The 21,739-nt window shown below is 70.8% G+C and carries 13 protein-coding genes; 7 read left to right on the top strand and 6 right to left on the bottom strand.

The genetic code is table 11. The features are described 5' to 3' along the window. Positions 1 to 74: 74 nt before the first annotated feature. From ACGH7X_RS34675 to ACGH7X_RS34665, 3 genes are all read right to left on the bottom strand, one after another. Positions 75 to 548 carry a hypothetical protein gene (locus tag ACGH7X_RS34675; protein ID WP_399893068.1) on the bottom strand — a complete coding sequence of 158 codons (474 nt, stop codon included), beginning with the start codon at positions 546 to 548 and terminating at the stop codon, positions 75 to 77. A 441-nt stretch (positions 549 to 989) separates the two neighbouring features. Beyond that, positions 990 to 2,183: a winged helix DNA-binding domain-containing protein gene (locus ACGH7X_RS34670; protein WP_399893065.1), complete on the bottom strand. Its 1,194-nt coding sequence runs from the start codon at positions 2,181 to 2,183 to the stop codon at positions 990 to 992. Positions 2,184 to 2,409: 226 nt separating this feature from the next. Further along, positions 2,410 to 3,135 carry a GntR family transcriptional regulator gene (locus ACGH7X_RS34665; RefSeq protein WP_399893062.1) on the bottom strand — a complete coding sequence of 242 codons (726 nt, stop codon included), beginning with the start codon at positions 3,133 to 3,135 and terminating at the stop codon, positions 2,410 to 2,412. 131 nt (positions 3,136 to 3,266) lie between these two features. Between ACGH7X_RS34665 and ACGH7X_RS34660 the strand changes: the two genes are divergently transcribed. Genes ACGH7X_RS34660 through ACGH7X_RS34650 form a run of 3 tightly spaced genes read left to right on the top strand, consistent with a single transcriptional unit; the run spans position 3,267 to position 9,147 of the window. Next, entirely contained in the window at positions 3,267 to 6,680 is a 3,414-nt protein-coding gene (locus ACGH7X_RS34660; protein WP_399893059.1) for a molybdopterin-dependent oxidoreductase, read from the top strand. A gap of 49 nt (positions 6,681 to 6,729) precedes the next feature. Next, positions 6,730 to 7,689, top strand: a complete 960-nt coding sequence (locus tag ACGH7X_RS34655; RefSeq protein WP_399893056.1) for an ornithine cyclodeaminase family protein — start codon at positions 6,730 to 6,732, stop codon at positions 7,687 to 7,689. A gap of 6 nt (positions 7,690 to 7,695) precedes the next feature. Continuing rightward, positions 7,696 to 9,147 (top strand): short-chain fatty acid transporter, encoded by a 1,452-nt coding sequence (locus ACGH7X_RS34650; RefSeq protein ID WP_399893054.1) that lies wholly within the window; start codon positions 7,696 to 7,698, stop codon positions 9,145 to 9,147. Between the two features lie 72 nt (positions 9,148 to 9,219). Here ACGH7X_RS34650 and ACGH7X_RS34645 read toward each other — a convergent pair whose 3' ends face one another. The 3 genes from ACGH7X_RS34645 to ACGH7X_RS34635 all read right to left on the bottom strand — a co-directional run bounded on the left by ACGH7X_RS34645 (position 9,220) and on the right by ACGH7X_RS34635 (position 13,126). After that, positions 9,220 to 10,122: a hypothetical protein gene (locus ACGH7X_RS34645; protein WP_399893051.1), complete on the bottom strand. Its 903-nt coding sequence runs from the start codon at positions 10,120 to 10,122 to the stop codon at positions 9,220 to 9,222. A 4-nt stretch (positions 10,123 to 10,126) separates the two neighbouring features. Then, positions 10,127 to 11,224: an NlpC/P60 family protein gene (locus tag ACGH7X_RS34640; protein ID WP_399893048.1), complete on the bottom strand. Its 1,098-nt coding sequence runs from the start codon at positions 11,222 to 11,224 to the stop codon at positions 10,127 to 10,129. Positions 11,225 to 11,404: 180 nt separating this feature from the next. Further along, complete coding sequence (locus tag ACGH7X_RS34635; RefSeq protein ID WP_399893045.1) at positions 11,405 to 13,126, bottom strand: carbohydrate-binding module family 20 domain-containing protein; 1,722 nt, start codon at positions 13,124 to 13,126, stop codon at positions 11,405 to 11,407. A gap of 659 nt (positions 13,127 to 13,785) precedes the next feature. On the opposite strand from ACGH7X_RS34635, the gene ACGH7X_RS34630 reads away from it, so the two are divergent. From ACGH7X_RS34630 to ACGH7X_RS34615, 4 genes are all read left to right on the top strand, one after another. Beyond that, positions 13,786 to 14,943: a cellulase family glycosylhydrolase gene (locus ACGH7X_RS34630; protein WP_399893042.1), complete on the top strand. Its 1,158-nt coding sequence runs from the start codon at positions 13,786 to 13,788 to the stop codon at positions 14,941 to 14,943. A gap of 180 nt (positions 14,944 to 15,123) precedes the next feature. Next, positions 15,124 to 16,029, top strand: a complete 906-nt coding sequence (locus tag ACGH7X_RS34625) for an endonuclease/exonuclease/phosphatase family protein (RefSeq protein WP_399897557.1) — start codon at positions 15,124 to 15,126, stop codon at positions 16,027 to 16,029. An 88-nt stretch (positions 16,030 to 16,117) separates the two neighbouring features. After that, positions 16,118 to 17,128 (top strand): LacI family DNA-binding transcriptional regulator, encoded by a 1,011-nt coding sequence (locus ACGH7X_RS34620; protein WP_399893039.1) that lies wholly within the window; start codon positions 16,118 to 16,120, stop codon positions 17,126 to 17,128. 259 nt (positions 17,129 to 17,387) lie between these two features. Beyond that, positions 17,388 to 21,677 (top strand): discoidin domain-containing protein, encoded by a 4,290-nt coding sequence (locus ACGH7X_RS34615; protein WP_399893037.1) that lies wholly within the window; start codon positions 17,388 to 17,390, stop codon positions 21,675 to 21,677. Positions 21,678 to 21,739: the final 62 nt, after the last annotated feature.

Below are 21,739 nucleotides of genomic sequence, written 5' to 3'. Positions count from 1 at the left end.
AACAGGCTTTGAGACGGTCAGCCGGGCCCCACGACCGGGGCTCGGCCCGCCGTCCCGGTTGCCATCCCGCAGGTTCAGTGCCACGTTCCTTCACACTCGACGATCTCGCCCTTCGAGTTGGCGTGACAGGCCCGTGCCGCGACCTTGCGGGTGGAGTAGCGCGCCATCCAGTTCGCGCTGTATTGCGGGGAGGGTTCGAGGTATGCGCAGTCGAGGGCGCCACCGACGGGCCGGTAGTGCCAGTGGCCTGCCCACTGGCCGGGACTCGTAGAGATCTCGTAGCGGATCTGGACGGCCGCGCAGTAGCCGTCGGTCGACCTGTCCCACACCCTGCTCTGGACCCAGACCTCACCGTTGTCCTGCCAGTAGATGTCCGTCTCCTGCTGGACACCACCGACGTAGCTCTTCGCGGTCCTGTGTGCCCATCCTGCCGGCGCGCCCTGGGTGGTCTTCACCCAGTCGTTTGTGCTGTGTGCCGAGGCCGGTGTGGTGGCGATCAACACCGTGCTGAAGGCCACGGCCAACAGCCCGAGTACGCGTCGCTTCACTGATTCCCCCTTGAATGCCGTTGCCGCGGCAACGTCGGTCTCGCGAGGATTCTGACGTGCGCAGGTCATCTCGGCGTCAACCCCGGGTTGGGCTTTGGGTAAACCTCCGCGGTAGCCCGGCGGAGCCAGGCCCAGGTCTTCCGCGACTGCGGGGGCCGTCTCGTCCCCTGCTCCGCCAAGAGGCCGTCAGGTGTCGTAACGCTCGGCCTTGAGCGTGCGGTTCACGAGCCGGCGGGCGGTCTCTTCGACGGTCGGCGTACCGTTTATGAGGCAGCGAGCCCTCACCGAAGCACGCGAGGCGCCACCGAGCACGTCGGCCGGCTGAGCGGGTGCGACCGACGTCGCCGCCTGCACCCTCAACTGCTTCGCTCGGGCGGTCCGGACGGCAGTGAGGGCGCGAGGTGGCCGACCGGGACCCACCTCGCTGTCGCCTCTCCGGCGCTACTTCGCCAGCTCGTCCTCCAGCCACGTACGCCCCCGCGTGCGGGCGCTCAGTCTGACGTCGCCCAGGGGGGCGGCGAGGCGTTCCACCTCCGCGTGCACCGCCGCCTCGGCGTCCGCGCCGACGTCCTCCAGGAAGCGGCACACGATCTCGCCGCCGCTGTCCTGGGCCCAGCCGCCGACGATGCGGCCGTCCCACCACAGGGAGGGGCCGATGTTGCCGGCCCGGTCGAAGAGGCGCGGGCCGTGGTCGCCGAGGAACCAGTCGCGTTCGTGCCAGCCCATGGGGGTGGAGTCGAGCGCCGGAAGGAGCGCGGCCCACGGCTCCGGGGCCTCGGTCTCCTCGAGGTCGTCGGGCAGCAGCAGACCCGTCGTGCCGCCGCCGAGATCGACCTCGACCGGCTCGAGTGCCGTCAGCACGCGCTTGACCTGTGTCTTGGTCCACCCCGCCCACCAGCGCAGGTCGTCCGCCGTGGCCGGGCCGTTGGCGCGCAGCCAGCGCCGGGCCAGTTCTTCCTCCGCTTCGTGGGTGTCCAACTCGGCCAGGCCGCCAGGTGACCAGTCGCTCAGCGGTGCCCAGCGGTACTGGTGCGAGGTCCAGGAGCCGCGCGGCCGGCCCCGCACCACGCGGCCCTCGGCGGCGAGCAGGAGCAGCAGCCTGCTGGCGACCTTCTGCGTGCCCTCGTAGTGCTTGCCCGCCGAGAGGACGACGGTCGTACTGAGGCGGGGGTCGTCGCCGGCGAGTTCGGCGGCCGTCGCCTCACCTCGGGCTGCCAGCGCGCGTACGGCGACGTCCTCCGTCTCGGCGAGCCATGCGCGTACACCCGTCTCGTCGTCCGCGACCTTGGACGCGGCCAGGAAGCCCAGGAGCTTGCGGCGTTCGCGCGCGGCCACCGCCTTCGAGCAGGCGGCCTGCATCACCGGGGCCACGTCGAGCGTGGTCACGAAGACGGTACGGCGCATGCCGAGCAGCCGGATGAGGGAGCGGTCCTCGTAGAGGGCGCGTTCCACCTCCCGCACCGAACCGCCGTTCGTCCGCGCCCAGGTGGCGACGTACACGGAGGAGGGGTCGGTGCTGTGCAGCGCGACGAGGTCACCCGCCACCTCGACCGGATCCTTCGCGCGGGCGGCGGCCGCCAGCCGGTGCCGTACGCCGAGCCGGGCCCGTCGTTCCGCCACGTCGATACGCCGCATGTCCGTCACTCCCTTGTGTCGTGGCCGGTCCCGCTCGCCTGCTGTCTACTGGAGGGAAAGCGTACGGGCGAACTGGTCCGGAAGAATCAACTCGGGCGGTCGGCAAGGCCTGTTGGAGTCGGCTCGGCGGGTGACACCTTTATGCCCGATGCTGACCGTTTGCTGACCTGAAGTGCCGCGAGTGCCGGGAGCCGTGCCTGCGGCCGGGGTGTGGAACGGGCGTCCGTCAGCGCGACGGGGTGGTCTTCTCCGGCGCCTCGGCCGCGCCGGACGGGGTGCCGTCGTCCGGGGCGGCCCAGTCGGAGCGGGTGTGCCGGAGATGGTGCCGGACGGCCTCCTCCAGGCGTTCGGAGTCCCCTGCGGCCATGGCGTCGAGCATGTCGTGGTGTTCACGGGCCGAGCGGTCCAGCAGGCCGTGCCGGGCCAGGGCGTCCAGGCCGTACAGACGGGTCTGGTCACGCAGCGACAGGACGGTGTCGACCAGTCGCCGGTTGCCGCACAGCCGCAGCAGGCCCGCGTGGAAGCGGCGGTCGGCGTCCAGGAACGCGACGACGTCTCCCGCCCCCGCCGCCGCCTCGATCTCGTCGGCCACCACGCGCAGTCCGGCCACGTCCTCCGGCGTCGCCCGCTCCGCCGCCCAGAGTGTGCCGGGCACCTCCAGCAGCAGGCGCATCGCGAACACCTCGTCCAGGTCGTGCTCGCTCATCGGCACCGCCCGGTAGCCGCGGTTGCGGACCGGTTCCATCAGGCCCTCGCCGACCAGGGTGAGCATGGCTTCACGCACCGGGCTGCTGGAGACGCCGAGCCTGGCCGCGAGGGCCGCGGCCGAGTAGATGTCCCCGGGCCGGATCTCGCCCGAGACCAGTGACTGGCGCACCAGGTCGAGCACCTGGTCGCGCAGGCTGGTGCGCTTGAGGGAACCGGCTGAACCGGCTGCCAGGTTCTGCGCCATCGGTGCTCCGCCCCGCCTTCTCTCGACTTCGAAGCTCTTGACTTCGAACCCTTGACTTCGAACTCTGCCGCAATGCATCTTACTGGCTTACCGGCAACCGGTAGCCGGTAACCGACTACTGCGGAGTAACAATGGCGGAGAGGGCGGAGATGGTGGAGAAGCAGGGGTACTGCACCCTGTGCCGCTCCCGGTGCGGTGCCGTCTACACCGTCGAGGGCGGGGCGCTGACCGGTGTGCGGCCCGACACCGGTCATCCCACGGGGGCAGCCCTGTGCCCCAAGGGGCGGGCCGCGCCCGAGATCGTGCACAGCCCGGACCGGCTGACCCGGCCCCTGCGGCGCACCACCCCGAAGTCCGACCCGGACCCCAAGTGGGAGCCCATCGGCTGGGACGAGGCACTCGCCGAGATCGCCGAACGGCTGGGCCGGACGAAGGCCCGGCACGGCGCGGAGGCGGTGGCGTTCGCGGTGACCTCGCCCAGCGGCACGGCGCTGTCGGACTCGATCGACTGGATCGAGCGGTTCGTCAGGCTCTTCGGCAGCCCCAACATCTGCTACTCCACCGAGGTCTGCAACTGGCACAAGGACTGGGCGCACGCCTTCACCTTCGGCTGCGCCCTGCCGACCGCCGACTTCGCCGGCACCGACCTCGCCGTGCTGTGGGGCCACAACCCGGCCAAGACCTGGCTAGCCCAGTCCGCGGCGCTCGCCGAGGCCCGCTCCCGGGGCGCACGGCTGGCCGTCGTCGACCCGCGCCGGTCCACCAGTGCCCGGGACGCCGACCACTGGCTGCGGGTGCGGCCCGGCACCGACGCGGCCCTCGCCCTGGGCACCGCCCGGCTGCTGCTGGAGCGGGACGCGTACGACGACGTCTTCGTGCGCGCCTGGACCAACGCCCCGCTCCTGGTGCGCCGCGACACCGGTCGCTTCCTGCGCGCCGAGGACCTCGACCCCGCGCTCACCGGTCACGTCGTCCAGGACGCCGTCACCGGGACCTGGCGGCCGTACGACACCCGGTTCCCGGCGACCCGCCCCGAGGACTTCGCCCTGGACGGCACGTACCGGATCGACACCGTCGACGGTCCCGTCGACTGCGTGCCCGCCTTCGTCCGGTACCGGGAGGCCTGCGCCCCCTGGACCCCGGAGGCCACCGTCCGCGCGACCGGCGTCGGCGCCGCCGAACTGGCCGCGTTCGCGGACGCCCTGGCCTCGGCCCGCTCCGTCTCCTACCACTCCTGGACCGGCGTCGGGCAGCACGCGAACGCCACGCAGACCGAGCGTGCCATCGCCACCCTGTACGCCCTGACCGGCAGCTTCGACGCGCCCGGCGGCAACGTGATCTGGCCCCGGCAGCCTCTCGCCCCGGTCACCTCCCTCGACCAACTCGACGCCGGACAGCGGACGAAGGCCCTCGGTCTCGCCGAGCACCCGGTCGGCCCGCCGGCCCAGGGCTGGATCAGCGGCCGCGACCTGTGCCGCGCCGTCCTGGACGGCGACCCCTACCCGGTGCGGGCCCTGGTCGGCTTCGGCAGCAACCTGGTGCTCTCCCAGCCCGACCCGCGGCGCACCGCCGAGGCGCTGCGCGCGCTCGACTTCTATGTGCACCTGGACCTGTTCCCCAACCCCACCTCGCAGTTCGCCGACATCGTGCTGCCGGTCAACAGCCCCTGGGAGCACGAGGCGGTCAAGGCGGGCTTCGAGGTCGGGCTGCGCGCGCAGGAGCACGTACAACTGCGGCCGCGCATGGTGGAGCCGGTGGGCGAGTCGCGCTCCGACACGGAGGTCGTCTTCGACCTCGCCGAACGGCTGGGCATGGGCGCCGACTTCTTCGACGGGGACGTCACGGCCGGCTGGAACCACCAGCTCGCTCCCCTCGGCCTGACCGTCGAGGAGCTGCGCCGCCGGCCCGGCGGGCTGCGGCTGCCCCTCGCCCACACCCACCGCAAGTACGCCCGCCCCGTCGAGGCCGGGGAGGCCGGGGAGGCCGGGGAGGCCGGACACGTCACCGGCTTCGGCACTCCCACCCGCCGCGTCGAGCTGTACTCCGAGCAGCTGGCGGCGCACGGCCACTCCCCCGTGCCCGAGCACACCGACCCGCACCGCCCCACGGACGACCGCCACCCTCTCCGGCTGACCTGCGCCAAGAACGGCTACTTCTGTCACAGCCAGCACCGGGGCCTGACCTCCCTGCGCCGGCGCAGTCCGGACCCCACCGTGGACGTCAGCGCCCGACTGGCCCGTATGCGCGGCGTCGAGGACGGGCAGTGGGTGGAGTTGTCGACGCGCTCGGGCGCCGTCCGGATGCGGGCGCGGATCGACCCCGATCTGCACGACGACGTGGTGGTCGCCGAGTACGGCTGGTGGCAGGAGGCCCCCGACCTCGGGCTGCCCGGCTTCGACCCGTTCGACGAGCGGGGCAGCAACTACAACCTGCTCGTCGACGACGACATACGCGACCCGGTCAGCGGCTCCGTGCCCATGCGCTCCGGTGCCTGCGACGTCCGGGCGCTGCCCCTGACCCACTGGACGGGCGACAGGGAGTTCGTCGTGGCCGACGCCCGCCCGGAGGGCGCCGACATCGTCGCGCTGACCCTCGAGCCCGCCGACGGCCTGGCGGCCGGCGACTTCCGCCCCGGACAGCACGTCACCGTGTCCTTCACCGGTCCCGGCGCCACCGGGGCGGCGGCGTCCCGCAGCTACTCCCTGACCGGACCCGCCCGAGACCCCGCCCGCACCGGCTACGGCATCGCCGTGCGCCGGGTGCCGGGCGGCGAGGTCTCCGGCCTCGCCCACACCGCCGCCCCGGGGACCCGGGCCTGGCTCGCCGCGCCGGCCGGGCCTTTCGTGATCCCCACCGACATCGACCGGCCCGTCGTCCTGCTCGCGGCCGGTATCGGCATCACGCCGTTCCTGGGCTACCTGGAGACGCTGGCGCACAGCGGCGGCAGCGTCCCGGAGGTCGTGCTGCACCACGGCAGCCGGGACGGCGCCTCGCACGCCTTCGCCGACCGTGTGGCCGCTCTGCGCCGGCGGCTGCCGCGGCTGCGGGTGCACACGCACTACAGCAGAAGCGGACCCGCCGACCGGCCCACGCACCACGGGCGGATCGGCGCCGAGCACGTCGAGGCCGAACTGATCGCCCGCCGTGCCCGCTTCTACCTCTGCGGTCCGCAGGAGATGCTCACCGATGTCACCGCCGGGCTCGTCGCCCGGGGCGTGCCACGCTTCGACGTCTTCACCGAGAAGTTCCACGCGGCGGCCCGAGCGGTGGCGGTCCCCGAGGACGCCCGCGCCACGGTCGAGCTGCGGCGCAGCCGCAAACGCGTGACCTGGACCCGCGCCGACGGCACCCTGCTCCAGCTCGCCGAACGGGAAGGCGTCCGGCTGCCCAGCGGCTGCCGGCTCGGCCAGTGCGAGAGCTGCGCCGTCACCGTCCTCGGCGGGCGGGTCACCCATCTCGTCGACCCACCCGAGGACCTGCCCGACGACCAGTGCCTGACCTGCCAGGCGCTGCCCGTCTCCGCCGACCTCGTTCTGGACGCCTGACCCGCCCCGATCGACCGACCGACCCTCACGGGACTACCGAAAGACCCCCATGCTGCACATCGACGCCGAACAGACCGTCGCCGCCCTCCCATTCGACCGGCTCGTCCCCGCGCTGCGGGACGGATTCGTGCGGGGCGCGCACAGCCCCGCCCGCCACCACCACACCGTCGACGCGGACGGCGACGCCACCCTGCTGCTGATGCCCGCCTGGACGGAGGGCGGCTTCCTCGGCGTGAAGCTGGTCAACGTCTTCCCCCGCAACGCCGCCCTCGGCCGGCCCGCCCTGTCCTCCGCGTACGTGCTGGCCGACGCCGTCACCGGGGAACACCTGGCGGTCATCGACGGCGACGAGCTGACCCGGCGCCGCACCATGGCCACGTCCGCACTCGCCGCCGGGTACCTCGCCCGCCCGGACAGCGGCGTGCTCCTGGTGGTCGGCGCCGGACACGTCGCGAGCCTCGCCGCCGACGCCTACCGCAGTGTCCTCGGCATCCACACCGTCCTCGTGCACAGCCGGTCCGAGCAGAGCGCGGGGCGGCTCGCCGACCGGCTGAGCCGGCAGGGCGTCGACGCCCGGGCCGTCACCGACCTGCCCGCCGCCGTCGCCGAGGCCGACATCGTCAGCTGCGCCACGCTCGCCACCGAACCGGTGATCCGGGGCGACTGGCTGCGGCCCGGCACCCATCTCGATCTCGTCGGCAGCTTCCGCCCCACCATGCGGGAGGCCGACGACCAGTGCGTGCGCCGCGGTTCGGTGTTCATCGACACCCCGCAGGCCGTGCGCGAGTCCGGTGATCTGACCCAGCCCCTGGAGCACGGCGTCCTCACCCCGGCCGACATCCGCGGCACCCTGTCCGGCCTCTGCTCGGGCACGGTGCCCGGCCGGCGCTCCCCGGACGAGATCACCGTCTTCAAGTCCGTGGGCAGCGCGCTCGCCGACCTCACCGCCGCGGCGGCGGTCTACCAGGCGTGCGGTCCCTCGTCCGAGACCACCATGTCCCAGGAGTGATCCCCGATGACCCAGCGGCACGTCCCCCCTGCTGAGCCGCGACACCCGTCGGCCACCGACAACGTCTTCGCGCGGGCCGCCGCCCGGAGCGCCGCCTTCTCCGAGCGCTGGTTCCCCACCGCGCTGGTCTTCGCCCTGCTCGCCGTCGCCGTGGTGGCGGTCGCCGCGATGGCCATCGGATCGTCGCCCGCGAAGGTCACCGACGTCTTCGGCGACGGCTTCTGGGACCTGATCCCGTTCACGATGCAGATGGCGATGGTCGCGATCGGCGGCTACGTCGTCGCCACCGCGCGTCCCGTACAGCGGGTCATCACCCGGCTCGCCGCGATACCGGCGAGCAATCGCACCGCCGTCGCCATGGTGGCCACCGTCAGCCTCACCTCGGCGCTGCTCAACTGGGGCTTCAGCCTCATCTTCAGCGGACTGCTGGTGCGCCGGCTGGCCGAGCGGGAAGACCTGCGCGTCGACTACCGCGCCGCGTCCGCGGCCGCCTACCTGGGCCTCGGCGGCAGCTGGGCACTCGGCCTCAGCTCCTCCGCCGCCCAGTTGCAGGCCAATCCGGACAGCCTGACGGACTCGCTGCTGGACGTCACCGGCGTCATCCCCTTCAGCCAGACCATCTTCACCTGGCAGTCCCTCACCCTCGCCGCCGCGGTGATCGTCACCTGTGTCGCGGTCGCCTACGTCACCGCGCCGCGCGGGGACAGCGTGCGTACCGCCGCCGACCTCGGCATCGACCCGTCCGACCCGGTGGAAGAGGACCGGCCGCGCACCCGGCCCGGGGAGTGGCTGGAGTACAGCCCGCTGCTCACCTTCGTCGTCGTCGCGCTCGTCGGCGGCTGGGCCGTGCAGGAGTTCACGTCCCAGAGTCCCATCGTCGCGATCTCCGCCCTCAACACGTACAACCTGCTGGTCCTGACGCTGGGCATGCTGCTGCACTGGCGTCCGCGCCGGTTCGTCGCCGCGGTGGCGAAGGCCGTGCCGGCCACCGGCGGAGTGCTGATCCAGTTCCCCTTCTACGCCGGTATCGCGGCCATCATGACGGAGGCCACCAACGGCTCCGGCAACAGCCTGTCGCACTACCTGGCCTCGATGTTCACCGGCACGGGCTCCTCGGGCCTGTTCCCGGTGACGATGGGCGTCTACTCCGTCGTCCTCGGCTTCCTCATCCCCTCCGGCGGCGGCAAGTGGGTCATCGAAGCGCCCTACGTGATGCAGGCGGCCAACGACCTGCACGTCAACCTCGGCTGGACCGTGCAGATCTACAACGCCGCCGAAGCCCTCCCCAACCTCGTCAACCCCTTCTGGATGCTGCCGCTGCTGGGCGTGCTGAAGCTGAAGGCACGCGACATCATCGGCTACACCTTCCTCTACCTCGTGGCCCTGCTGCCCGTGGTCCTGGGCCTGCTCACCCTGCTGTCCCTGACCCTTCCCTACACACCACCCGTCCGGCCTTGATCCGAACCATGGCGACCTCACATGTCGGACTCGAAACCTGTGGGTTCGCCGAGGGCGCGCTGGTCGTCCGCCTCACCGCCCCGGCCGTCGGGTGAAGCGTCGCAGGCCGCGGCGGGTGGGCTTGAGGGGTTTGTCCTCGGGGGCGGCGGGGGTGGTGTCGGGGTCCGCGGTCAGGGCGGCTGCCGCGGACGGTGGCGGTACGGGACGGCCGCCTTGTGCGAGCCGGCTCCGTACGGCCTGGGCCATGGCGTGGTGGGACGGGTCCCGCAGCAGGTCCGCCTCGGACAGCCGCTCCCACATGTGCAGCAGTTCCTGCCCCCGGGTGGCCACCTGGCCGTCGTCCCAGAGCCGCTGCCAGGCCGCGGTGGCGCGGGCGACGTCGGGGGCCGCCCGGTTCAGGTCGGTACGGCAGCGGATGCGGGCGACGGTCAGCGCGAGGACGGTGGAGAGCATGTGGTCGCCGCGCAGATACGCGAGGTACGCCTCGATCGCCCTGGCCTCCAGCGAGAGTTCGTCCTCCGCCCCCCTGCGCAGCGTGAGGTGCTCGCGCAGCGCGCTGGCGAGGACGAACGCGGCGTGCAGCTCCTCGCGCTGCGCGTGCTGGATGATGCGCTCGACGCGGGCGAGCGGAGGAAACGCCTCCTCCTCGGCGGCCGTTCGCTCGCGGCCGGGCGGCAGGTCCTCCTCGTCGGCGATGGTCCGGCTCGAGCCGTCGGGGTGGACGCGCAGGCGCGCCACCTGCTGCACGGTGCGGTCGATGACGGTGGCCGCGACCGGGGCCCGCAGGGTGCGGGCGAACATGGCGACGGCGTCGAGGATCGCCTCGTTGGGCGGTCGCATGCCGCCCATTTCCAACAGGTGACCGTTGACCACCGTCGACCCGTCCTCGGCCACGTAGGCGTCGAGACGGATCAGCGGTGTGGCGCTGAGCGCGGGCAGGTTCCCCTGGTCACGGGGGGTCAGCGAGTGGGTCATCCGCTCAGGCTCCGGGTCGTACGACGCCGAGTACGGGCATGGAGGCGGCCGGCGCGGTCGTGATGGCGCGGCCGGGCCGCGGGGCGTGGACGATCTGCCCGCCTCCTATGTACATGCCCACATGGGTGGCGTCGTTGTAGTAGATGATCAGGTCTCCGGGCCGGGCGGAGGACAGGCTCACGCGGGTCAGGCCCGCCCACTGTGCCTGCGAGGTACGGGGAATGGGGTGCCCGGCCGCCGCCCAGGCGGCGGAGGTGAGTCCCGAGCAGTCGTACGACGACGGGCCCACGGCGCCCCACACGTACGGTTTGCCGATCTGCGCCATCGCGAAGCCGACGGCCTGTGCGGCCGCTCCGCTCGCCTGTGTGCCTCCTCCCGGACCTTTCCCCTTGCCGGTCCCCGTCGAGCCACCGCCGCCGGAGCCGGGTCCGGTCCACTTGGCCTCGGCCTCCCGCTCCCTCTCCTTCTCCAACTCGGCGAGTCTGCGGGTCTGCTCCTCTTCGAGCCCCGCCTCGATCCGCTCGGCCGTGGCGATCTTCTTCTCGATCTTCTGCTTCGCACCGGCCTTGGCCGCCCGGCTGCTCTTGAGCTCCCGCAGTTCCTTGGTGGCGGCATCGGTCTGCCCGCTCAGCTCCGCGCGGGCGGTCTTCTGGGTCTCGGCGACGTTGACCAGCCCCCGCATGGCCTGGCGGGCCTGGGACGCCTCGTCCAGGGCCTGGTCGGGGTGGTCGCCGAGCAGCAACTGGATGCCGGTGGCGGCGAGATCACCCCCGCGGTACTGGGTACGGACGGCCGCGCCCGCGAGGTCGCGCAGGTCCTTCACCCGCTTCTCGGCGCGGGTCAGGTCCTTGCGCAGCGACGTCAGCCGCTTCTCCTGCTTGGCCGCCTTCTCGTTCGCGGCGTTGTACGCCTCGGTGGCCACTTCCGCCTCGCGGTAGAGGCCGTCCAGTTCGGCGCGGATGTCCTCGATCGACTTGTCGTTTCGCGGTTCGGGTTCGCTCGGGGCCGCGTAACCGGGGCCGGGCGACAGGGCGATCGCGCAGACCAGGGCCGCTGTGGCGCCCCCCATCCGCAACCGTCTGCCGCCGGTCGACACGTTCATGAGCTCCACTTCAGAGGTCGCGTGCGGGCGGCTCAGACGGACGGCTTTCACCGCGGTCCCCACCGCGGGTCATACGGGGGGCCGTTCGAGCCTTGAACACAGTACCTTCCCCCGAACGGCCGACCCCGATGTCCCCGCGCGTGTCAGCTTGCTCACACGCAACTGTTCATCGAGCGGTACTCAGTTGCGCCAGGTGTCGTTGAGGTTGATCTTTGTGGTGTTCACCGTCGCGGTGCGGTTGGAGCCGCTCTCCCAGGTGACGTTTCCCGCCGCGTCCTTGCGGAGGTACTTGTACTCGAAGGACGTGCCCTCGGGGAGATCCACGTCCAGCTTCCACACCGGGTAGGCGGCCGGGTCGAGTTCGAGGGCACTGCCCGGGTTCCAGTTGCCGAGTTCCGGGCGGTTGCCGGTCACGTAGATGTTCTGGCCCGGGGTGGTGGTGGCGTTGACGGCGAAGGACGCGCCCGAGGCCTGCGGGTCGGGGTCGGGAGCGGTGCCGCCGCCGCAGGTGCGGGCGTTGACGTGCAGGGCCACGGCCGTGTCGGCGCCCAGCGTTGCGGTGAAGCGGCCGGATCCGTCGACCGTGACGCCCTTGCCGGACTGGACGTCGCAGTAGTCGCCGGCGGGCAGCGACGTCTGGAACGTACGGGTCAGCGAGGACCCCTCGTGGTTGATGGCGACGTACGCCTTCGAACCGCGGCCGAAGGCTATCTGGTCTGCGCCGTTGTCCCACCAGTCGGTCACGGCCTGGCCGCGGGCGGCGTTGCGGAAGCCGACCATGGAGGAGATCTCGCGCCAGGCGTGCTGGCACTTCCAGCCGTCGCTGTAGCAGGCGTTCACCTGGCCGCCGTTCGGCGGTCCCGCGTCGCGGTCGGTGAACTCGTAGCCGGAGTGGACGTCGGGGCTGCCGTACGGCCAGGCCAGCATGAACACGTGGGCCAGGGTGTAGGTGGCGCCGTCCTTGTAGCTGAGGGTGTCGCCGCCGCGTTCGGTGTCGTGGTTGGCGACGAAGACGGCGGACTTGTCCGAGGCCATGTAGCCCCAGGACTCACCGAAGTTCTTCAGGTACGCGAGGTTCTCGCCGGTGAAGACCCGCTTGAGGTCACGTGCGTAGCGGAACTCCTGGACGTCGCCGCTGCCGAGGTACTCGCTCGGGGAGACGGCCTCGCCCGCGCCGTAGATGGCCTCGTGCTTCCAGTAGACGTTCGGGTTGCTGAGCCGGGACTTGATGTTGGCCAGGTCACCGGCTGCCATGTGCTTGGCCGCGTCGATCCGGAAGCCGTCGACGCCGAGGGACAGCAGGTCGTTGAGGTAGCCGGCGATCCTCCCGCGCACGTAGTCCTCGCCGGTGTCCAGGTCCGCGAGGCCGACCAGTTCGCACTCCTGGACGTTGAAGCGGTTGCCGTAGTCGTTGATCTGCGAGGTGCAGTTGTCGAAGTCGGTCGACGAGTAGGTGCCGGGATAGTTGTACTTGGTGTACGACGAGCCGCCGGTGCCCGTGCCGTCGCCGGCCGCCATGTGGTTGACGACGGAGTCGGCGACGACCTTCACGCCGGCCGCGTGACAGGTGTCGACCATGCTCTTGAACTGTCCGCGGTCACCGAGCCGGCCCGCGATCTTGTAGCTCACCGGCTGGTACGAGGTCCACCACTGTCCGCCCTGGATGTGCTCCTGCGGTGGCGAGACCTGGACGAAGCCGTAGCCGGCCGGCCCGAGGGTGTCGGTGCACGCCTGGGCGACCGAGCTGAACTTCCACTCGAACATCACCGCGGTGACGTCCTTTTCTCCCGGCGGCGCCGCCTGCGCCGGTGCCGCGGTGCCGAGGAGGCTGCCGGCCATCCCGGCGGTGAGGGCGAGCGCCGTGGCGGTGACTCTTCGTGCTGTGCTGGTGCTCCCGTGCATGGAGTCTCCCGTGTGAGGGTGCGGGTGTCCCGGGGTGCTGTGCCGACGATGGCTGGGGAGTCGGGTCGGCACACGCTTGCAATGCTTTGCAGCAAGATGACTGCAAGAGGTTGCGGTCGTGACCGTAAGGGCGGCGTTCAACTACGGTCAACCCCTTGGACAGCCCTTCCGCTCACGGCCCATGACCTGCCGTCAGGTGGCCTCCGGGCAGGTGAGCCGCGAGTCACTCTGCAGCCGTGCGGCATGATCGGGCCCGGCGGTCCACCGCCGAAGCGGGACCTGCGGGCAATTCCGTTCAAGGGGCAACAGCATTTACTCGACAGTCCCTTGAAGACGTTTTCTCAAGAACCGGTCGAGTGTCGTCAGCCTGCCCCCTGACTCGAAACCGGCGCATGGCAAGTGAACCGGTATAGCGCCACTTCTCCCGCGTCGCAACACGCTTGACCGAGATCGCTTCGGTTTAGCTGGAGTTTACTTATCGGGCATCAATTCCGCGCTCTTTCTGCGCCTTATCCATTGACATGCTCGCAACACAGCGGGCCTCATGGGATCCAACCCGCAGCGCCTCCGGGCCCGGAGCCGCTGCCGCACGCACCCTCTCGCCGAAGCAGCTCACTGACAACGTTGTCCATCCGGCACGTTCACATCCAAGGAGAGACATGGAGAGATCACCGAAGAGCAGGCTGCTCACCACCGCGGGCATGGCGTTCGCCGCCGTCCTCGGTCTGCTGGTGTCCGTCTTCGGGCCCGCCCCCGACCGGGCCGACGCCGCGGTCACCGGTATCCGCGTCGTCAACGGGCGCGTGTACGAGGCCAACGGGAACGAGTTCGTCATGCGCGGGGTGAACCACGCCCACGCCTGGTACCCGGACCGCTCCGGGTCCGTCGCCGACATCGCGGCCAAGGGCGCCAACACGGTCCGCGTCGTCCTCAGCAGCGGTGACCGGTGGACGCGGACGAGCGCCTCCGAGGTCTCCTCCCTCATCGGCCAGTGCAAGGCCGCCAAGGTCATCTGTGTGCTCGAGGTGCACGACACCACCGGGTACGGCGAGGACGGCGCCGCCACCACCCTGGACCGGGCCGCCGACTACTGGATCGCCGTGAAGAGCGCGCTCCAGGGCCAGGAGGACTACGTCGTCGTCAACATCGGCAACGAACCCTTCGGGAACAACAACTACAGCGCCTGGACCGGCGCCACCAAGAGCGCGATCGGCAAGCTGCGCAACGCCGGGATCAACCACGCGCTGATGGTCGACGCCCCCAACTGGGGCCAGGACTGGTCCGGCACCATGCGGGACAACGCGGCCTCGGTCTTCGCCTCCGACCCCGACCGCAACACCATCTTCTCGATCCACATGTACGGGGTCTACGACACCGCCGCCGAGGTGCAGGGCTACCTGAACCACTTCGTCGGCAACCGGCTTCCCGTAGTCGTGGGCGAGTTCGGCGACCGGCACAGCGACGGCGATCCCGACGAGGACGCCATCATGGCGACCGCGCGGTCCCTCGGAGTGGGCTACCTCGGCTGGTCCTGGAGCGGCAACGGCGGCGGAGTCGAGTACCTCGACATGGTCAACGGCTTCGACGCGAACTCGATGACCAGCTGGGGCAACCGCATCTTCTACGGGGCCGACGGCATCTCCTCCACCTCCAGGACCGCCACCGTCTACGGCGGCGGAGGCGACACGGGCGGCGGCACCGCGCCCAACGGATACCCGTACTGCGTCAACGGCTCCTCCTCCGACCCGGACGGGGACGGCTGGGGCTGGGAGAACAACCGCTCCTGCGTCGTCCGCGGCAGCTCCGCGGACGGCTGAGCGGCGCCCCGACCGGCCCCGCACCGCCCTGCCCGCTCCGCCCTGCCCGCACCGCCTTGCCCGCTCCGCGCCGGAACTCGATCCACCAGTGACTCGTCCTGACAGGTGACGACGGTGGAACGGGGAGCGATGGCGGAGCGGGTGGGCGTGGCGGGCCGGTCGGTCTGGCGGCGGGGGCGGGTGCTCGCCGGGGCGGCAGTGGTGACGGCACTCCTGTTGGTGTTCCACGGGGTGGTTCCCAACGCGGTGTTGGGGCTGGGCAGTCTGCTGGAGTCGTTCCTGCCGTGGCTCGGTCTGGTGGTCGTGGTGCTGCTCGTCCTGGCGCTGGTGTGCCGTTCGGCGCTCGCCCTGGTGAGTCTGCTCCTGCCGGTGGCCGCCTGGACGTATCTCTTCGGCGGGCTGCTCCTGCCGGCGGCGGAGTCCGGCACCGACGACCTCGTCGTGGTGCAGCACAACGTCAGCGACGAGAACGGCGACCCCGCGGGTACGGCTCGTGCGCTGGCCGGCGCCGGGTCCGACCTCATCGCACTCGAGGAGCTGGTGCCGCCGGCCCTGGAGGTGTACCAGAGCACCCTTGCCCCGGACTATCCGTACCGCGCGGTCCGGGGCACGGTCGGACTCTGGTCGAAGTACCCGCTCACCGACGCCCGCCCGCTCGACATCAGGCCCCGGGGCATCACCGAGGAGTGGAACCGGGGGCTGCGCGCCGTGGCGCACGCGCCGCGCGGTGAGATCGCCGTGTACGTCGCGCATCTGCCCTCGGTCCGGGTCCGGGCGAGCGGACTCGCGTCGTCCTGGCGGGACGAGAGCGCCGGCCTGCTGGGCGAGGCCGTCGCGGCGGAGGAGCTGAACCGCGTGATCCTGCTGGGCGATCTCAACGGCACGGTCGACGACCGGGCCCTGGAGCCGCTCACCGAGCGGCTGAACGTGGCCGAGCGGGGCGTCGCCCTCAGCTATCCCGCGGCCTTCCCGCTGGCCCGGATCGACCAGGTCATGGCCCGCTCCGCGACCGTCGGCCGCATCCGCACCCTCTCCGCCACCGGCAGCGACCACCTCCCGGTCGTCGCCCGGGTCACAGTGGACTGAACGGGACATATCCCGTGGAGAGGGACGGAGCCGCCTCAATGCATGCGGTGAGCAAGCCGCTTGCGGTGTTTGCGTTAGCCTTTCGTGTGTGACGCGACGACTTGCTCAGGTGGCGAAGAAGGTTGGGGTCAGCGAGGCCACGGTCAGCCGGGTGCTCAACGGCAAGCCGGGGGTGTCGGAGGCGACCCGGCAGTCCGTGCTGAGCGCCCTGGACGTCCTGGGCTACGAGCGGCCGACCCAGCTGCGGGGCGAGCGCGCACGGCTGGTGGGGCTGGTGCTGCCCGAGCTGCAGAACCCGATCTTCCCCGCGTTTGCCGAGGTCATCGGCGGCGCGCTGGCCCAGCAGGGGCTCACCCCGGTGCTGTGCACCCAGACCAAGGGCGGCGTCTCCGAGGCCGACTACGTCGAGCTGCTGCTGCAGCAGCAGGTCTCCGGGGTGGTGTTCGCGGGCGGACTGTTCGCGCAGGCGGACGCCCCGCACGACCACTACCGGCTGCTCGCCGAGCGGCAGATCCCCGTCGTGCTGATCAACGCGTCGATCGAGAATCTCGACTTTCCGTGCATCGCCTGCGACGACGCCGTGGCCGTCGAGCAGTCCTGGCGGCACCTTGCCTCGCTGGGGCACGAGCGCATCGGCCTGGTCCTCGGCCCCTCCGACCACATCCCGTCCCGCAGGAAGCTGGCCGCCGCGCAGGAAGCGGCCCGGGCCATGAACGGGGAGCTGCCCGAGGAGTTCGTCGAGCGGGCCATGTTCTCCCTGGAAGGCGGGCAAGCAGCCGCCACCCGCCTCCTCCAGCGCGGTGTCACCGGCATCATCTGCGCCAGCGACCCCCTCGCCCTCGGCGCAGTACGAGCCGCCCGCCGACGGGGCCACCGCGTACCCCACGACGTCTCCGTCGTCGGCTACGACGACTCCGCCTTCATGACCTGCACCGAACCACCCCTCACCACCGTCCGCCAGCCCATCGAGGCCATGGGACGCGCCGCCGTCGACCTCCTCTGCGCCCAGATCCAGGGCACCGAAGTCCCGCACGGTGAGCTGCTCTTCGAACCGGAACTCGTCGTCCGCGGCTCCACGGCACAGCCGTCCGCCGGCTGACGGCTCCTCTCTCCCCTACTTGACCGCAAGTTCCTTGCGGGAAATGGCAGCGGCTTGCGGGTACTCGACGTAGCTCGTGAAAGCCGCTGATCCGAGGCATGCCCCGACGCCGCCTCACCCCTCACCGACGCCACCGGGCCCTGCCGTGCGCCCACTTGCCGCTGTCCATCCTGTAGACGACTCAACATTTCTCTGCAACTCTGCGGGCGCTCAGCGTAAATGTCAGAGAACATTGAGTGTCTACCTGATGTGGGGACAGATGAGAAACCGGAACTGGAGATCACGCGCCCTGTGCACCGTGGTCGCGACCAGTCTCCTGGCGTTGGGAGGACCGCTGCTGTCGGCCACGGCAGCCGGTGGCCCCAACATCGCCGTGGGGGACGCCACGGCGGCGAGCAGCTCGCACGGCGAGTACGGCGCCGCCAACATCACCGACGGCAACCAGGGTTCGTACTGGCAGAGCGGCGGCGGCGGTCTGCCCCAGTGGGTGCAGACCGACCTCGGTGCCACCGAGCGGATCGACGAGGTCGTCCTGCGACTGCCCGCCGGCTGGGAGAGCCGCGACCAGACGCTCTCCCTCCAGGGCAGCGCGGACGGCACGAGCTTCAGCACGCTGAAGACCTCCGCCACGTACGCCTTCGACCCGGGCACGGGCAACACGGTCACCGTGAGCTTCCCCGCCACCGAGACACGGTTCGTGCGGGTGGACGTCACGGCGAACACCGGCTGGCAGGCGGCCCAGCTCTCCGAGCTGGAGGTGCACGCGGCCGGGGAGTCGTCCGCGAACCTCGCCGCCGGCCGCCGGCTGACGGCGAGCAGTTCCACGGAGCAGTACACCCCCGGCAACGCGAACGACGGAAAGAAGGCCACCTACTGGGAGAGCGCCAACAACGCCCTGTCGCAGTGGCTCCAGGCCGACCTCGGCTCCTCCCGCCGGGTCGACCGCGTCGTACTGCGACTGCCCGACGGCTGGCCTGCCCGCAGCCAGACCCTGAAGATCCAGGCGAGTGACAACGGCTCGGACTTCACCGACCTGACCGCCGCCAAGGCGTACGCCTTCGACGCGGCGGGCGGCCAGGCGGCCACGATCACCTTCGACGCGACCACCACGCGCTACGTGCGGGTCCTGGTGACGGCCAACACCGGTCAGCCCGCCGCCCAGTTCTCCGAACTGGAGGTCTACGGTCCGGCGACGGGTGACACACAGGCCCCCACCACTCCGGCGAACCTCGCGTTCACCGAGCCGGCCACCGGCCAGATCAGGCTGACCTGGAACGGGTCCTCGGACGACACCGCCGTCACCGGGTACGACGTCTACGCCAACGGCGATCTGCTGACCTCGGTCGCGGGTGACGTCACCACGTACACGGACACCAGGCCGGCCGACACCACGGTCACCTACTACGTGCGGGCCAAGGACGCGGCCGGCAACCAGTCGGGCAACAGCAACTCGGTCACCCGCCGCGCGGACACCGGTGACACGCAGGCGCCCACCGCGCCCTCGAACCTCGCGCTCACCGAGCCGGCCGCCGGCCAGGTCAAGCTGACCTGGGACGCCTCGACCGACGACAAGGGCGTCACCGCGTACGACGTCTACGCCAACAACAAGCTGCGCGAGAGCGTGGCCGGAGACGTCACCACCTTCACCGACACGCAGCCGGCGTCGGCGAACGTGACCTACTTCGTGCGGGCCAAGGACGCGGCGGGCAACGAGTCGGTCGACAGCAACTCCGTGATCCGGGGCGGCACGAAGGACGGCTCGAACCTGGCCGTCGGCAAGCCGATCAGTGCCTCGTCCGTCATCCACACCTATGTCGCCGAGAACGCCAACGACAACAGCACCTCGACCTACTGGGAGGGGGCGGCGGGCAGCTACCCGAACACGCTGACCCTCGGGCTGGGCGCGAACGCGGACATCGACAGCGTCGTCCTCAAGCTGAATCCCGACACGAGCTGGTCGAAGCGCACTCAGAGGATCGAGGTGCTGGGACGCGAGCAGGACGCGTCGGAGTTCACCTCCCTGGTGGCCGCCAAGGACTACGTCTTCGACCCGGCGAGCGGCGGCAACAGCGTGACCGTCCCGGTCGACGACCGGGCCGCGGACATCCGGCTCAGGGTCACCTCCAACACCGGGGCGACGGCCGGGCAGATCGCCGAGTTCCAGGTGATCGGCACCCCCGCGCCCAACCCCGACCTCGAGGTGACGAAGCTGACCACCTCGCCCGCCGCACCCGTCGAGTCGGACGAGATCACCGTGTCCGCCACCGTCCGCAACAGCGGCGCGGCGGCCGCCCCGGCCGGCGAGGTCGCCCTGCGGCTGGGCGACACCAAGGTCGCCACCGCCGAGGTCGGTGCGCTGGAGCCCGGTGCGCAGAGCACGGTCGACGCGTCCGTCGGGGCGCGCGAGGCCGGCTCCTACGAACTGAGCGCGGTCGCCGACGAGGCGAACGAGATCATCGAGCAGAACGAGACCAACAACACCTACACGCGGCCCGAGCCCCTGGTGGTCAAGCCGGTCCAGAGCTCCGACCTGGTCGCCGCCGCCGTCACCACCTCTCCCTCCAGTCCCGCCACGGGTGACGACGTGACCTTCAAGGTCGCGCTCCGGAACCAGGGCACCCAGGACTCGGCGGGCGGCAGTCACGCGGTGACGCTCACCCTGGTCGACTCCAAGGGCACCACCGTCAAGACGCTGACCGGCGCGCACTCCGGTGTCATCGCCGCCGGCACCACGGCCCCGGCCGTGAGCCTCGGCACCTGGAAGGCGGCCAACGGCTCGTACACCCTGAAGGCGACGGTCGCCGACGACGCGAACGAACTGCCGGTCAAGCGGGAGAACAACACCTCCACGCAGCCGCTGTTCGTCGGGCGCGGCGCGAACATGCCGTACGACATGTACGAGGCGGAGGACGGTACGGTCGGCGGCGGCGCCACCGTGGTCGGCCCCAACCGGACCATCGGTGACATCGCGGGCGAGGCGTCCGGCCGCAGGGCCGTGCACCTGGACAAGACCGGTGAGTACGTCGAGTTCACCACCAAGGCGGACACCAACACCCTGGTGACCCGCTTCTCGATCCCGGACGCGCCGGGTGGCGGCGGCACCGACGCCACGATCAACGTGTACGTGGACGGCGTCATGAAGAAGGCGCTCCCGCTCACCTCGAAGTACGCCTGGCTGTACGGCAACGAGGCCTCGCCCGGCAACTCCCCCGGTGCGGGCGCGCCGCGTCACATCTACGACGAGGCGCACATCATGCTCGGCGAGACCGTGCCGGCGGGCAGCAGGATCCGGCTGCAGAAGGACGCCTCGAACACCTCCGACTACGCGATCGACTTCGTCAACCTGGAGCAGGTCGCCGCGGTGGCGAACCCCGACCCGGCGGCCTACACGGTGCCGGCCGGGTTCGGCCACCAGGACGTGCAGAACGCGCTCGACAAGGTCCGTATGGACACCTCCGGCAAGCTGGTCGGTGTGTACCTGCCGCCCGGCGACTACCAGACGACGAGCAAGTTCCAGGTGTACGGCAAGGCGGTGAAGGTGGTGGGCGCCGGTCCGTGGTTCACCAGGTTCCACGCGCCGACGACGCAGGACAACACCGACATCGGCTTCCGGGCCGAGGCTAGCGCGAAGGGGTCGACGTTCGCGAACTTCGCTTACTTCGGCAACTACACGAGCCGCATCGACGGGCCGGGCAAGGTGTTCGACTTCTCCAACGTGTCGGACATCGTGATCGACAACATCTGGAACGAGCACATGGTGTGTCTGTACTGGGGCGCCAACACCGACCGGATGACGATCAAGAACTCCCGGATCCGCAACATGTTCGCCGACGGCGTCAACATGACCAACGGCTCGACCGACAACCTCGTCTCCAACAACGACGCCCGGGCGACCGGTGACGACAGCTTCGCGCTCTTCTCGGCGATCGACGCGGGCGGCGCGGACATGAAGAACAACCTGTACGAGAACCTCACGACGACGCTGACCTGGCGTGCGGCGGGTCTCGCCGTCTACGGCGGTTACAACAACACCTTCCGCAACATCCACATCGCGGACACCCTGGTCTACTCGGGCATCACCATCAGCTCGCTGGACTTCGGCTACCCGATGAACGGGTTCGGCACCGATCCGACGACCTTCGAGAACGTCTCGATCGTCCGGGCCGGCGGGCACTTCTGGGGCGGTCAGACCTTCCCCGGCATCTGGGTGTTCTCGGCGTCCAAGGTGTTCCAGGGCATCCGGGTCAACAACGTCGACATCGTCGACCCGACCTACAGCGGCATCATGTTCCAGACCAACTACGTGGGAGGTCAGCCGCAGTTCCCGATCAAGGACACGGTCTTCACCGACGTCTCCGTCACGGGCGCGCACAAGAGCGGTGACGAGTTCGACGCCAAGTCCGGTTTCGGCCTGTGGGCCAACGAGATGCCCGAGGCGGGACAGGGACCGGCGGTCGGCGAGGTCACCTTCAACGGGCTGAAGCTCGGTGACAACGCCGTGGACGTCCGGAACACCACCTCCACCTTCAAGATCAACCGCAACCCCTAGACCGCGGGGGCCCGCAACGGCTCTTGTCGGTCACCCCACGGACTGGCGCAAGTCTCTTGCGA

The sequence above is a fragment of the Streptomyces sp. BBFR51 genome (assembly GCF_044591655.1).
In the GTDB taxonomy this organism is placed as follows: Bacteria; Actinomycetota; Actinomycetes; order Streptomycetales; family Streptomycetaceae; genus Streptomyces.
The sequence above is the reverse complement of the archived record's forward strand: the minus strand, read 5'-3'. Positions and strand labels throughout refer to the sequence as shown.

Coding starts and splice junctions, on each gene's coding strand:
- ACGH7X_RS34640 (WP_399893048.1), bottom strand. CDS start 11,224: ATGAACGTGTCGACCGGCGGCAGACGGTTGCGGATGGGGGGCGCCACA.
- ACGH7X_RS34655 (WP_399893056.1), top strand. CDS start 6,730: ATGCTGCACATCGACGCCGAACAGACCGTCGCCGCCCTCCCATTCGAC.
- ACGH7X_RS34615 (WP_399893037.1), top strand. CDS start 17,388: ATGAGAAACCGGAACTGGAGATCACGCGCCCTGTGCACCGTGGTCGCG.
- ACGH7X_RS34665 (WP_399893062.1), bottom strand. CDS start 3,135: ATGGCGCAGAACCTGGCAGCCGGTTCAGCCGGTTCCCTCAAGCGCACC.
- ACGH7X_RS34660 (WP_399893059.1), top strand. CDS start 3,267: ATGGCGGAGAGGGCGGAGATGGTGGAGAAGCAGGGGTACTGCACCCTG.
- ACGH7X_RS34650 (WP_399893054.1), top strand. CDS start 7,696: ATGACCCAGCGGCACGTCCCCCCTGCTGAGCCGCGACACCCGTCGGCC.
- ACGH7X_RS34635 (WP_399893045.1), bottom strand. CDS start 13,126: ATGCACGGGAGCACCAGCACAGCACGAAGAGTCACCGCCACGGCGCTC.
- ACGH7X_RS34645 (WP_399893051.1), bottom strand. CDS start 10,122: ATGACCCACTCGCTGACCCCCCGTGACCAGGGGAACCTGCCCGCGCTC.
- ACGH7X_RS34670 (WP_399893065.1), bottom strand. CDS start 2,183: ATGCGGCGTATCGACGTGGCGGAACGACGGGCCCGGCTCGGCGTACGG.
- ACGH7X_RS34630 (WP_399893042.1), top strand. CDS start 13,786: ATGGAGAGATCACCGAAGAGCAGGCTGCTCACCACCGCGGGCATGGCG.